This is a genomic window from Neobacillus niacini, from assembly GCF_019749295.1.
Taxonomy (GTDB): Bacteria; Bacillota; Bacilli; order Bacillales; family Cytobacillaceae; genus Neobacillus; species Neobacillus niacini_D.
The window spans coordinates 191,499-205,386 of the sequence record NZ_JACWFG010000012.1 but is presented as its reverse complement, the minus strand read 5'-3'; the positions used below and the strand labels follow the sequence as shown (position 1 = coordinate 205,386).

The window sequence follows — 13,888 nt, the reverse complement described above, 5'->3', positions numbered from 1 at the left end:
TCATGGCGAATGCGTATAAACAGGCAGGAGTAAACATTGAGGCAGGCTATGAGGCTGTTGAGAGAATGAAGAAGCACGTCCAAAAAACTGCCCGAAACGGTGTATTAGGGAGTCTGGGCGGATTCGGCGGAATGTTTGATCTATCAGCACTAAACCTAAAAGAGCCTGTTCTTGTATCAGGAACAGATGGGGTGGGCACCAAGCTGATGATTGCATTTTGGCTTGACCAGCATGATACGATTGGTATTGATGCTGTTGCAATGTGCGTTAACGATATCGTGGTCCAAGGCGCAGAGCCTTTGTTCTTCTTAGATTACATTGCCTGCGGTAAGGCTGAACCTGAAAAAATTGAGGCCATTGTAAAAGGGATTGCGGACGGATGTGAGCAGGCAGGATGTGCACTCATCGGCGGTGAGACGGCTGAAATGCCTGGATTATATAGTGAAAGTGAGTATGATCTTGCTGGATTTACGGTTGGAGCATGTGAGAAATCCCAATTAATCACCGGTGAAACTATCAAGCCGGGCGATGTATTAGTTGGATTAGCTTCAAGCGGGATTCATAGCAATGGCTATTCACTTGTTCGGAAGGTATTTAATAACTGGGCATTAACGGAATATGTTGACGAGCTCGGCTGCAGCTTGGGAGAAGAATTAATCAAGCCGACAAAAATATATGTAAAGCCTGTACTGTCAGCATTAAAGAAATTTGAAATAAAAGGAATGGCCCATATAACAGGCGGCGGTTTCATTGAGAATATTCCTCGGATGCTTCCTAATGGATTAGGAGCAGACATTTTTGATAAGAGCTGGGAAATCCCGCCGATTTTTAATTTAATCACGACGGTTGGACAAATTGAACCGCAGGAAATGTATAATATTTTTAACATGGGTATTGGCATGGTCATGGCTGTTGATAAGGAAATCGCTCCGGATCTCATTAGTCATTTACAACAATGCGGCGAAGGTGCCTATGAAATAGGTGTTGTAACCGCAGAAGAGGGAATTAAATTGGGTGTTCGCCGATGAAAAAAATTGCAGTTTTTGCCTCGGGGAGTGGAAGCAATTTTCAGGCGATTATTGATGTGGTGAAAACTGGGGAGCTAGAAGCAGACATTGCGCTCCTTGTCTGTGATAAACCGGAAGCATTTGCTGTACGGCGGGCCGAATCTGCCCATATCCCAGCCTTTGCCTTTAATCCGAAGGAGTATGACTCCAAAGAAGCCTATGAGAAGGCTATTTTGGAAAAGTTAAAAGGCTATGGAGTAGAGTTTATCGTTCTAGCAGGTTATATGAGACTGATTGGTTCAACCTTGCTTGGAGAGTATTCAGGAAGAATTGTTAATATTCATCCATCGCTGCTTCCTGCCTTTCCCGGTAAAGACGCAATTGGGCAGGCTTTGGCTGCAAAAGCAAAATGGAGCGGTGTGACAATCCATTATGTGGATGAAGGAATGGATACCGGCCCGATTATTGTTCAGGAACGTATCCGTATTAGTGAAAAGGAAACAAGAGAAAGTCTGCAAAAGAAAATACAAAATATTGAGCATAAGCTTTATCCATCCATCCTGCAAATGCTGTTAACGAGAGGGGAAGTTCAAAGTGACGAAAAAGCGCGCACTTATTAGTGTTTCTGATAAAAATGGTATTTCTGATTTTGCTAAAGAATTAGTCAGCTTGGGATTCGAAATTATTTCAACGGGCGGAACCAAAAAGGCACTTCAAGAACAAGGAATTCCTGTTCTTGGTGTAAGTGATGTTACCGGTTTTCCAGAAATATTAGAAGGACGTGTAAAAACGTTAAATCCGTTTATTCATGGCGGCCTGCTCGCAAAACATGATGACGAACAGCATCAAAATCAGCTTGATGAACATAACATTGATCCTATTCAAGTGGTTTGTGTGAATCTATATCCTTTTCAGCAAACCATTGCCAAGCCAGATGTCACAACAGAGGACGCGATTGAAAATATCGATATCGGCGGTCCCACGATGTTACGTGCCTCAGCAAAAAATCATCAATATGTAACAGTGGTGGTTGACCCCGCTGACTATAGTAAGGTAATTGAGGAGTTAAAAGCGGATGGTAAAACTACATTGGAAACACGCAGGAAGCTTGCTGCGAAGGTTTTCCGTCATACAGCCGCATATGATGCCTTAATTGCTGAATACATGACAGAGCTTTCACAGGAAGAAACGCCTGAAACATTAACGGTTACATATGAATTAAAGCAGCATCTCCGTTATGGAGAAAATCCACATCAAAAAGCTGCTTTTTATAAAAAGCCACTTGGCTCTACGTTCTCCATTGCGAATGCTCAGCAGCTTCATGGTAAAGAGCTTTCTTATAATAATATTAATGATGCGGACGCAGCCTTGCAGATTGTGAAGGAATTTACCGAACCTGCTGCTGTAGCTGTTAAACATATGAACCCATGTGGTATCGGGACGGGTACAAGTAGTTTTACAGCGTTTGAAAAGGCATTTGCTGCCGATCCGGTTTCTATCTTTGGCGGAATTATTGCTTTTAACAGAGAAGTGGATGCAGAAACAGCAGGCAAACTTCGTGAGATTTTCTTAGAGATTATAATTGCACCATCTTTCACGGAGGAAGCATTATCGATCTTAACATCGAAAAAGAATCTTCGTTTATTAACCATTCCATTTTCAGAGGCTAAAAAGTCAGAGATGAAGCTGACTACGATTGAAGGCGGATTGCTTGCTCAGGAACAGGATACTTTTACATTAGAAAACGCAGCAATCTCTGTACCAACAAAAAGACAGCCAACGGAGCAGGAATGGGCAGCATTGAAGCTAGGCTGGAAGGTAGTTAAACACGTTAAATCCAATGCGATTGTCGTAACGAAAGAGGATATGACGATTGGAATTGGTGCAGGGCAAATGAACAGAGTAGGCGCTGCTGAAATTGCCTTAAAACAAGCAGGTGAAAAAGCAGCAGGTGCGGCACTTGCTTCCGATGCGTTTTTCCCAATGGATGATACCGTTGAAGCAGCAGCGAAAGCAGGAATTACGGCAATCATTCAGCCAGGCGGTTCCATTCGTGATGAGGATTCGATTAAAAAAGCGGACGAATACGGAATTGCCATGGTGTTTACCGGAGTTAGACATTTTAAACACTAAAAACGAGGTGAGATAAGTGAAGGTTCTAATCATTGGACGAGGCGGAAGAGAACATGCACTGTGTAAAAAGGTAAGTGAAAGTCCCCTTGTTGAGAAGGTTTATGCTGCTCCAGGTAATGACGGAATGGAAGATGTGGCAGAACGAGTTTTAATCCCTGAAAGTGATCATCAACAGTTACTTCAATTTGCAAAGGAACAGGAAGTCGGCCTTACCATCATCGGACCTGAAGTTCCTTTACTTGAAGGATTAGCAGACCAATTCGAAGCGGAAGGTCTAGCGGTATTTGGACCTAGTAAGCTTGCTGCCGAGATTGAAGGAAGCAAATCGTTCGCAAAGGAAATCATGCGAAAGTATGAGATACCAACAGCTGATTATGCCGTATTCACCAATTTTGCAGAAGCAAAGCAATATATAGAAGAAAAAGGTGCTCCGATTGTTATCAAAGCAGACGGATTAGCAGCTGGAAAAGGTGTTACCGTCGCCTTAACGTTGGAAGAAGCATTACAGAGTGCAGAGGAAATGCTTGTTGGCCAAAAGTTTGGTGATGCTTCATCACGGGTGGTTATTGAAGAGTTTTTAAGCGGGGAAGAATTTTCCCTTATGGCGTTCGTAAATGGAGACGTTGTGATTCCACTGGAAATTGCACAAGACCATAAACGTGCCTATGATGGCGATAAAGGACCAAATACTGGCGGCATGGGTGCTTATTCTCCTGTTCCTCATATTGGAGATGAAATAGTGGAAACAGCAATTGAGACGATCCTCAAGCCTGCTGCAAAAGCAATGATTGAAGAAGGAAGAAGCTTTTGTGGAATTCTATATGCTGGTTTGATTGCGAGTGAAAAAGGGCCTAAGGTAATTGAGTTTAATGCCCGCTTTGGAGACCCGGAAACACAAGTCATTTTACCAAGATTAAAATCTGATTTGGTTCAAACCATATTAGATGTGTTAGCTGGCAGAACGCCAGAGTTAGTTTGGGATGAACAATCAATGGTCGGCGTTGTTGTGGCTGCCAAAGGTTACCCTGAAATGTATGAAAAAGGTGCAGTTCTGAAAGGGTTAGGCAGCTTCTCCAATGAGGTCTATACTTTCCATGCAGGAACAAATAAAAATCAATTAGGTGAATTTGAAACTGCTGGAGGCAGAGTTCTCCTTGTTGGTGCAAAGGCAGAAAGCTTAAAGGAAGCGCAAGGTGCTGTTTACCGAGAGCTTGAAAAATTATCTTGTGACGGAGTTTTCTATCGAAAGGATATCGGCTCGAAGGCTATCGAGCGCGTCTTTTGTTAGACCGGCGGATAAATACAAATAAAAGTGCAACAATACCGCCGATAAGGCTGATAAGCACAAACGACATATCTAGTATATATTCCCAGAACATTATTCGTAATCTTCCTTTCAAGGGCTGACCAACTGCGGTCAGCCCTAATTTTTTTGTTTGTCGGTTAATCGGTACCCTTGCTTTTGAAAGTAGGATAACGCTTGGTTACTATTCGTTACCGCAAACTCCAATGGTAGGGGAGAATGGGCACGAATAGCAGCTATTCGTTACCGTAAACTCCAAAAATGCGAGGAGAAGGGCACGAATAGCAATATTGCTGGCTGGCGCTTCTTTAAAAAAGACGCCATCTATTTAGGATGGATTATACGGCAGTACTTGTTCAGTATCGATGTTGTCTGAATCTGAACCATCACCGAGGGCAAGCGGGGCTTGCTTTTCCATTTCCTGATATCTTTCAAATAGAGCCGTTACCGGGCAGAATCGAACAATTCCCTCCGCAACTTTCATCGCTCCGCAAATAGCAATGAACAAATAAGAGTCTCTCCAAGGGAACTTCACCATTTTTGCAGTGCTCCAAGATAGAACAGTAAGCCCAATGGTGATCCTAATTAATGCATTCAAAATCCCAATATTTTTAGTTACATTCATTACGTTCACTCCTTCACAAGATTTTTATGGTAATTACCATTTCTTTAATGCGTTAAACAGTAAAATATGTTAGTATAGAGTAAATCAATTATTGTAAGGGCTTTCTTTACTTTTAAATAAGGATTTATACTAGATATATAGCTTCTAAGAAAGGGAGGGGTATCGTATGCTCGAACAACGTTATCGATGGAAAAATAAACATTTGCGCATGCATGTATCCGTTTTAGATGGAAAAACTTCACCAACTATCTTGTTAAAAAATGCCTTGTACTTAAATCAAACATTTCGCCAGTGGATGCGCGCGAATATTTGGATATATGAAGATCGGATTGTATATGTCGGTGAAAATTTACCGCAGCAGATGGATAACTGTGAGATTATTGACTGCACAAATGAAATACTTGTTCCAGGCTATATCGAGCCGCATGCCCATCCTTATCAATTATATAATCCCCATACTCTGGCGGCCTATGCATCCCAATTTGGAACTACGACCATTATTAATGACAACATGTCATTGATTATGCATTTGAAGAAAAAGGAAGCGTTTTCTTTACTGAAGGACTTGCGTTCGATTCCAACGACCATGTTCTGGTGGTGCCGATTTGATTCGCAGACGGAAATCTTGAATGAAGAAGATGTTTTTTCACATAGCAATATTAAATCGTGGCTTGAGCATGACGCTGTACTGCAAGGTGGAGAATTAACGGGCTGGCCTAAATTGTTAGATGGCGATGATATGATGCTTCACTGGATTCAAGAAGCGAAACGGATGCGCAAACAGATTGAAGGACATTTTCCAGGTGCATCGGAGAAAACATTAGCCAAAATGATGCTATTAGGTGCAGATAGTGACCATGAAGCCATGACGGGTGAGGAAGTGTATAACCGTCTAATGCAGGGATATATGGTTTCACTGAGATATTCATCGATTCGTCCTGATTTGCCAGAGATACTTGATGATATGAACCGTTTAGGAATCCAGGCCTATGATCGATTAATGTTTAACACAGATGGTTCTACCTCTACTTTTTATGAGCAGGGTATCACAGACCAGATGATTCGCATTGCAATGGATAAAGGTGTACCTGCGATTGACGCCTATAATATGGCTACTGTTAATATTGCGCGTTATTATAACATTGACCATCTGCATGGAAATATAGCAACCGGACGCGTTGCTAATATAAATTTCCTATCAAGTATTGAGGATCCAACCCCTCATTCGGTCCTTGCAAAGGGTAAATGGGTTAAACGTGATGGAGAAGTAGTAGAGGCTTATCACTCGATTAATTGGGAGGATTATGGTCTTAAACCAATGGAATTGGACTGGAATCTAAGTATTGATGACTTACAATTCTCCATGCCATTTGGAATTAAAATGGAGAACTCAGTTATTACAAAACCATATTCCATTGCAATTGATGCTTCTGGGGATGAGCTGTCAACTGATCATGATGAATGCTTCTTCACTCTTCTCGATCGGAATGGAAAGTGGAGAATCAATACATTGTTAAAAGGTTTTGCTACAAATCTTTCTGCGCTTGCCAGCTCTTTTTCTAATACTGGAGACATTATTTTAATTGGAAAAAACAAACGTGATATGCTTGCTGCCTTTGATAGAATGAAGGAATTAGGCGGAGGAATTGTCATGGTTGAGGATGAGCAAGTTGTATGTGAGGTGCCGTTAAAGCTTAACGGTATAATGTCAAATCTTCCAATTAAGGAATTAATAAATGAAGAAAAGAAACTTCTCGTTGAATTAAGGGACCGTGGGTATTCGTTCTCAGACCCTGTCTATAGCTTGTTATTTTTCTCTGCAACTCACTTACCATATATACGAATTACTCAACAGGGCATGTATGATGTTATGAACAAAACTGTACTCTTTCCATCGATAATGCGTTAAAATATAAAAGTGTAATTGAATGGATAGAAACGGCAGAATACGACTAGGCGAAGAAATGGTTAGGAGTGTTTTTTTACATGAAAAAATGGGCTGTTGCGGTAACAGCAGCTCTTTTACTGCTCTCTGGTTGCAGCGACAAAGAAAAGGTGAATGGACCAAAGGAGCCTGTAGAAGAAGTTGAAGAAGTGGTTCAAGAAGAAGCAAATAATGAATTCCCTTATCAATACCCATTAACAGGTGTGGGCTCAGAGACTAAAACAGATGGCAGAGCAGTGGCCGTTATGGTCAATAATCATCCTAAAGCGAGGCCGCAATCCGGTTTATACAAAGCGGATATTGTTTATGAAATATTGGCTGAAGGAGATGTTACGCGGTTCCTTGCTGTTTTTCAAAGTGAAACACCAAAAAGTATCGGTCCAGTTCGAAGCGCAAGAGACTATTACATTGATTTGGCTAAGGGCCTGGATGCTTTATTTATCGCCCATGGTTATAGTGCAGAGGCACAGGAAATGCTTGAACAAGATTATGTTGATAACTTAAATGGCATGGTATATGACGGTACCTTGTTTAAAAGGGCCAGCTTCCGAGAGGCGCCGCATAATTCCTATATTACGTATGAAAATGTGCTGAAGGGTGCGAAGGAAAAGAAATATTCAATGGATCAGTCTCCTCCTAAGTTTAAATTTTTATCAGCGGATGAAGATGACTCGATAACAGGAGACGAAGCAGGGTCGGTAATGATTTCTTATTCAGCAAGTACGATCTTTGATTCCACATACGAGTATGACCCGGCTGTAGAAAAGTACAAACGCTTCTCTGATGGAGATCAAACAATTGATTATGAAACCAAAGAACCTATAATGGTAGACAATCTGTTTATTATTGAAACTGCCCATCGGGTTATTGATGATGTTGGGCATAAAGAGATTGATTTAGAATCTGGGGGATCTGGTTATTTACTGCAAAAGGGTAAGGTAATGGAAGTAGAATGGAAAAATGATAATGGTTTAATACTGCCAGTTAGAAATGGAGAAGTTGTTCCGTTTGTTCAGGGGAAAACTTGGGTAAATGTGGTTCCAGCCAATCCAGGACTTCACTCTAGTGTGTCTTTTAATGTAAAATAACTTTAACTAATTAAAGGGGTAAAATATATGCAAATTAACAAATTACGCGGAAAAGAGCTTGATCAGTTATTCCAAGCTGTCCTTTCCTTGAAGGACCTTGAAGAATGCTATCGCTTTTTTGATGATTTATGTACGATTAATGAGATTCAATCATTAGCACAGCGTTTAGATGTTGCAAGAATGCTTCGTGAAGGAAATACCTATCATAAAATTGAGACGGAAACGGGTGCTAGTACGGCAACGATTTCGCGAGTAAAACGTTGTTTGAATTTTGGAAATGACACCTATGAAATGGTATTAGAACGGATTAAAACAGAACAAACAACCGAAGAGAAGTAAACCAAGCCGAAGAGATTGCTCTTCGGTTTTTTTTATCTAGGGCCAGCGTTAGTGATTTCCATTTATTATTTTGGTTAAAGTTTCTATTACTTGAATTAGTGTTTTCTTTTTTTATCGAATCCGCTAGTGCTATAATGGTGTAATGTAAGAGAGAATGGGAGGATCTTGGGATGTATGATTTTCGCGAGTGGCGCCATGTGTTTAAACTCGATCCAAATAAAGAGATAAGTGATGATAAGTTAGAGAAACTATGCGAATCTGGAACAGATGCGATAATTGTTGGCGGAACAGATGGGGTCACACTGGATAAAGTCCTTGATCTTATGGCTAGAATCCGTCGTTATACCGTTCCTTGTGTCCTCGAAGTTTCAAGTATTGATATCGTTACCCCTGGATTTGACCTTTATTTTATTCCGACAATTTTAAATACCAATGAAACAAAGTGGATAACGGGACTTCACCATCAGGCAGTTAAAGAATTTGGTGAAATTATGGATTGGGAAGAGATCGTTATGGAAGGCTACTGCATATTGAACGAAGAGTGCAAAGCAGCAAAACTGACTTCTGCCCGTGCAGATGCTTCAGCAGAAGAGGTTAAGGCCTATGCGATGATGGCTGAGAAAATGTTTCATTTACCAATCTTTTATCTTGAATATAGTGGAAGATATGGGGATGTGCAGTTGGTTTCTGAGGTTAAAAAGGTGCTTGAAAAAACGGTCTTATTTTACGGCGGCGGCATTTCAACAGTTGAACAAGCGGTTGAAATGGCCAGGCATGCAGATGTCATTGTGGTTGGAAACGCCATATATGATCAATTTGAACAAGCGCTGGCAACAGTAAAAAGTGTACGATGAAAATTTGCTTAATCTGATATAAAGAGTTAAAATAAGAACAAATGTTTGGTATGGTGGTGAAGGAATTGCAATATTTAACTGACAAGCTTTTAAATGGTTTAAATCCTGAACAGCAAAGTGCGGTAAAAGCAACGGACGGACCGATTTTACTAATGGCTGGTGCAGGAAGTGGAAAAACAAGAGTGTTAACGCACCGTATTGCCTATTTAATTGTTGAAAAACGTGTAAATCCTTATAACATTTTAGCGATTACTTTTACAAATAAAGCAGCTCGTGAAATGAGAGAGCGTATCGGGAAAATGATGGGCGGAGCAGCAGAAGAAATTTGGATTTCCACTTTTCACTCGATGTGTGTGAGGATACTGCGCAGGGACATTGACAGAATGGGCTTTAACCGTAACTTTACAATCTTAGATACAGGTGATCAGCAGTCGGTGGTTAAAGGGATTCTCAAGGATAAAAATCTTGATCCTAAAAAGTACGATCCGCGGGCTATTTTAGGAGCAATCAGTTCAGCGAAAAATGAATTGATTGACCCGGAAGAGTATGCAAAAACCGCTGGGGGTTATTTTGAACAAACAGTCAGTGATGTCTATACAGAATATCAGAAACGATTAAGGAAAAATCAAGCGCTCGATTTTGATGACTTGATTATGATGACCATTCAACTGTTTCAACGAGTACCTGAAGTACTTGAATATTACCAACGAAAATTTCAGTACATTCATGTGGATGAGTATCAGGATACAAACAGAGCACAATATATGCTCGTGAAATTTCTTGCAAACCGCTTTAAGAATCTATGCGTTGTCGGGGATTCTGACCAGTCCATCTATCGCTGGCGTGGTGCGGATATTGCCAATATTCTCTCATTTGAAAAGGATTATCCGAATGCTACTGTTATTCTTCTAGAGCAAAACTATCGCTCCACAAAAAGAATTCTCCTTGCAGCAAATAAGGTCATCGAAAACAATGCAACTCGTAAGGCAAAAAATCTTTGGACAGAAAATCCTGAAGGAAACAAACTTGTTTACTATCGCGCTGACAGTGAGCAGGGTGAAGCACAGTTTGTTGCGGGAAAAATAAAAGAATTAACGCGAGATGGCAAATATAAGCTTTCTGACGTCGCCATCCTTTACCGGACAAATGCTCAGTCCCGTGTAATGGAGGAAGTGCTGCTAAAATCTAATATAGAATATAGCATCGTAGGCGGAACAAAGTTCTATGACAGAAAAGAAATTAAGGACATGCTGGCTTACTTAAGGCTTATTTCAAATCCAGATGATGATATCAGCTTACAGCGTATTATTAATGTGCCAAAACGTGGAATTGGCTCAAGCTCCGTCGATAAAATGGCTAACTTTGCTGCTATGCATGATATTTCTATTTTTCAAGCACTCGACTCAGTGGAGTTACTTGGGCTAAGTCCAAAGATCACCAAGGGTGCTAGAGAATTTAGAGATTTGATTAAAAGCTATACCCAGATGCAGGAATTTCTATCTGTTACCGAACTGGTTGAAGATATTTTAGATAAGTCTGGTTACCGTGAAATGCTTAAAGCAGAGAAATCAATCGAAGCACAAAGCAGACTTGAGAACTTAGACGAGTTATTATCTGTAACGAAGAACTTTGAGGAAGTGAATGAAGATAAGAGCTTAGTTGCTTTCTTAACAGATTTAGCTCTCGTTGCGGATATTGATTCATTAGATGAAGAAGGGGAAAAGACAGATTCCATTACTCTAATGACCCTGCACTCTGCAAAAGGATTAGAATTCCCGGTTGTCTTCTTAATTGGATTGGAAGAAGGGGTTTTCCCTCACAGCCGTTCATTAATGGAAGAAGCAGAAATGGAAGAGGAGCGCCGCTTGGCGTATGTTGGAATAACCCGTGCTGAGCAAACTCTTTTCATAACAAATGCACAGATGAGAACGTTGTTTGGGCGTACAAACATGAATCCAGCTTCTCGTTTCATCAGTGAAATTCCGGAAGAACTTTTAGAAGGTGTGGAAAAAGAGGAGCGAAAGAATACACCATTTGGATCAAGAGGAAGTGCTTTTGGAAGAAGTGCTTCTGCTTCAACAGGAACTTCTTTCGGAAGAAGCGCCTCTGGTTCGACAGGGACATCCTTCGGCACCCCAGTAACCAGGAAGCCGGTCATGAGACCTGTAGCATCTTCCACTGGCGGAGACACTTTCGGCTGGAAAGTGGGAGATAAAGCACAGCATGGCAAATGGGGCACTGGAACCGTGGTAAGTGTTAAAGGCGAAGGCGAAGGGACGGAGCTTGATATTGCTTTCCCAAGCCCAACCGGAATCAAGCGCCTGCTTGCAAAATTTGCCCCCATTACAAAAGTATAGTGTTTTAAGCTCAGTGTTGATTGGCGCGGAAGGCACGAAGACTCCTGCGGGAGGACGGGGCAGGGGAGACCCCGCAGGCGCTTAAGCGCCGAGGAGGCTCCCCGTTCCGCCCGCGGAAAGCGAAGTGCCTGGAGCGCAAATCAACACGGCCAAATTATAAAAAAGAATGCCCCTAATATGGGGCTATTCTCGTATAATTTTACAATGAAAGGGCTGGATTTATGGACCTTCAAACAGCGGAACTGAAAGTGAATGATTTAAGAAGCCTATTAAACCAATATGGTTATGAGTATTATGTGCTTGATCAACCAACGGTTCCTGACGCAGAATATGATCGTTTGATGCAGGAGCTTTTAGAGATAGAGGCTGCATTTCCACAATTAAGAACACCTGACTCACCATCCGTCCGTGTTGGCGGTGAGATTCTGGACGTATTTGAAAAGGTAGAACACCGGACACCTATGCTAAGCTTAGGGAATGCTTTTAATGAGCAGGATTTAAAGGATTTTGACCGCCGGGTCCGCCAGGCTGTCGGCGAAGAAGTTTCCTATGTTTGTGAATTAAAGATTGATGGTCTTGCTGTATCTTTACGCTATGAAGAGGGATTGTTTATTCAAGGTGCTACCAGAGGCGACGGTAGTATTGGTGAGGATATAACGGCAAACTTAAAGACCATTAAATCAGTTCCGCTTCGTCTGCGTGAAAATGCTACTCTGGAAGTACGTGGTGAAGCGTACATGCCAAAGCGTTCCTTCGAAGCATTAAATAAGGCAAAGGCAGAGCGCGGCGAAGAGTTAGCTGCGAATCCGCGTAATGCAGCAGCAGGATCGCTTAGACAGCTTGATCCGAAGATTGCTGCAACAAGGAATCTTGATGTCTTTTTATATGGAATTGGCGGCGGTGGTGAGGCGGTTGCTGATTCTCATAGTGAAGGACTTGATTACCTGGACCATCTTGGCTTTAAGACAAATAAAGAGCGGCGTAAATGTTCTACTATTAATGAAGTCATTGAGTATGTAACTAGCTGGGTAGATAAGCGCCCGCATTTACCATATGAAATAGATGGTATTGTTATTAAGGTAGATTCCTATGAACACCAGAGCATGCTTGGAACAACAGCGAAAAGTCCGCGCTGGGCGATTGCCTATAAATTTCCTGCTGAAGAAGTCGTGACAACTCTTTTAGATATTGAATTAAGTGTTGGAAGGACCGGTGTTGTCACTCCAACAGCCATTCTAAAACCAGTTAAGGTAGCCGGCACAACAGTTCAGCGTGCATCTTTGCATAATGAAGACTTAATTCGTGAGAAAGATATTAAGATTGGTGATCAGGTTGTTGTTAAAAAAGCCGGTGATATCATTCCTGAAGTGGTCAATGTATTAGCAGAACAACGGACTGGTGATGAGCGTGATTTTCAAATGCCAACACATTGTCCTGAATGTGAAAGTGAACTTGTTCGTCTTGAAGGAGAAGTTGCATTACGTTGTATCAACCCAAAATGTCCTGCCCAAATTCGTGAAGGTTTGATACACTTTGTTTCACGTGATGCTATGAATATTGATGGTCTAGGTGAAAAGGTAATCAGTCAGCTGTTTGCTGCAAAATTAATCAGTGATGTGGCAGATATCTATAAACTTACCCGTGAACAGCTTTTAGCTTTAGAAAGAATGGGTGAAAAATCTGTAGGAAATCTCTTAAAAGCAATTGAGGCTTCGAAATCCAATTCACTAGAAAAGTTGTTATTTGGTCTTGGGATTCGCCACGTTGGGGCTAAGGCTGCAAAAACAATTGCTCAAAGCTTTGGAAGCATGGAGAAACTAGCAGCAGCACAAAAAGAAGAGTTAACAGCTATCAATGAGATTGGTGATAAGATGGCTGATTCTATTGTTGCCTTTTTTGAACAGGAAGAGGCTGAAGAGCTGTTGAAAGAATTAGCAGCAGCAGGTGTCAATATGGAATATAAAGGTCCTAAACCAGTGACTGCAGAAGAATCAGACAGTATCTTTGCTGGTAAAACAGTGGTTTTAACAGGGAAGCTGGAGCAGCTTTCTAGAAATGAGGCCAAGGAAAAAATTGAAGCCTTTGGAGGAAACGTATCGGGAAGTGTGAGTAAAAAAACGCACCTTGTTATTGCTGGCGAGGATGCTGGTTCAAAGCTTACAAAGGCCGAGGAGCTGGGAATTGAAGTTTGGGACGAGGAGAGGCTCTTGGCAGAATTAAATAAATAAGAGGTGTAT

12 protein-coding genes are annotated in these 13,888 nt (G+C 41.4%); 10 read left to right on the top strand and 2 right to left on the bottom strand.

What is annotated here, in order from left to right; all coding sequences use genetic code 11:
* The first annotated feature begins 2 nt into the window (after nucleotides 1–2).
* From purM to purD, 4 genes are read left to right on the top strand one after another with little or no spacing between them, the layout of a single operon-like run.
* Nucleotides 3–1,028 (top strand): phosphoribosylformylglycinamidine cyclo-ligase, encoded by a 1,026-nt coding sequence (gene purM / locus H0184_RS17815; RefSeq protein ID WP_221827371.1) that lies wholly within the window; start codon nucleotides 3–5, stop codon nucleotides 1,026–1,028.
* A complete protein-coding gene (purN, locus tag H0184_RS17810) occupies nucleotides 1,025–1,627 on the top strand; it encodes a phosphoribosylglycinamide formyltransferase (protein WP_221827370.1) in 603 nt (200 codons plus the stop codon). The genes purM and purN overlap by 4 nt, the downstream gene beginning before the upstream one ends.
* Nucleotides 1,602–3,140, top strand: a complete 1,539-nt coding sequence (gene purH / locus H0184_RS17805) for a bifunctional phosphoribosylaminoimidazolecarboxamide formyltransferase/IMP cyclohydrolase (RefSeq protein ID WP_221827369.1) — start codon at nucleotides 1,602–1,604, stop codon at nucleotides 3,138–3,140. The genes purN and purH overlap by 26 nt, the downstream gene beginning before the upstream one ends.
* Nucleotides 3,141–3,156: 16 nt before the next feature.
* Nucleotides 3,157–4,428, top strand: a complete 1,272-nt coding sequence (gene purD, locus H0184_RS17800) for a phosphoribosylamine--glycine ligase (protein WP_221827368.1) — start codon at nucleotides 3,157–3,159, stop codon at nucleotides 4,426–4,428.
* Here purD and H0184_RS28105 read toward each other — a convergent pair.
* Together H0184_RS28105 and H0184_RS17795 are read right to left on the bottom strand one after the other, a co-directional pair.
* Complete coding sequence (locus H0184_RS28105) at nucleotides 4,406–4,495, bottom strand: EYxxD motif small membrane protein (protein ID WP_396953601.1); 90 nt, start codon at nucleotides 4,493–4,495, stop codon at nucleotides 4,406–4,408. The genes purD and H0184_RS28105 overlap by 23 nt on opposite strands.
* Nucleotides 4,496–4,771: 276 nt before the next feature.
* Complete coding sequence (locus H0184_RS17795) at nucleotides 4,772–5,068, bottom strand: YgaP family membrane protein (RefSeq protein WP_221827367.1); 297 nt, start codon at nucleotides 5,066–5,068, stop codon at nucleotides 4,772–4,774.
* Between the two features lie 166 nt (nucleotides 5,069–5,234).
* Between H0184_RS17795 and H0184_RS17790 the strand changes: the two genes are divergently transcribed.
* The 6 genes from H0184_RS17790 (at nucleotide 5,235) to ligA (ending at nucleotide 13,879) form a co-directional block, all read left to right on the top strand.
* Nucleotides 5,235–6,977, top strand: a complete 1,743-nt coding sequence (locus H0184_RS17790; protein ID WP_221827366.1) for an adenine deaminase C-terminal domain-containing protein — start codon at nucleotides 5,235–5,237, stop codon at nucleotides 6,975–6,977.
* A 77-nt stretch (nucleotides 6,978–7,054) separates the two neighbouring features.
* Nucleotides 7,055–8,101, top strand: a complete 1,047-nt coding sequence (locus tag H0184_RS17785) for a DUF3048 domain-containing protein (RefSeq protein ID WP_221827365.1) — start codon at nucleotides 7,055–7,057, stop codon at nucleotides 8,099–8,101.
* A 27-nt stretch (nucleotides 8,102–8,128) separates the two neighbouring features.
* On the top strand, nucleotides 8,129–8,440 hold the full coding sequence (locus H0184_RS17780; RefSeq protein WP_221827364.1) for a YerC/YecD family TrpR-related protein: 312 nt from the start codon (nucleotides 8,129–8,131) through the stop codon (nucleotides 8,438–8,440).
* Between the two features lie 170 nt (nucleotides 8,441–8,610).
* Entirely contained in the window at nucleotides 8,611–9,294 is a 684-nt protein-coding gene (gene pcrB / locus H0184_RS17775; protein ID WP_221827363.1) for a heptaprenylglyceryl phosphate synthase, read from the top strand.
* 65 nt (nucleotides 9,295–9,359) lie between these two features.
* Nucleotides 9,360–11,651, top strand: coding sequence for a DNA helicase PcrA (pcrA, locus tag H0184_RS17770; RefSeq protein WP_221827362.1), 2,292 nt, complete (start codon nucleotides 9,360–9,362; stop codon nucleotides 11,649–11,651).
* Between the two features lie 221 nt (nucleotides 11,652–11,872).
* A complete protein-coding gene (gene ligA / locus H0184_RS17765; protein ID WP_221827361.1) occupies nucleotides 11,873–13,879 on the top strand; it encodes an NAD-dependent DNA ligase LigA in 2,007 nt (668 codons plus the stop codon).
* Nucleotides 13,880–13,888: the final 9 nt, after the last annotated feature.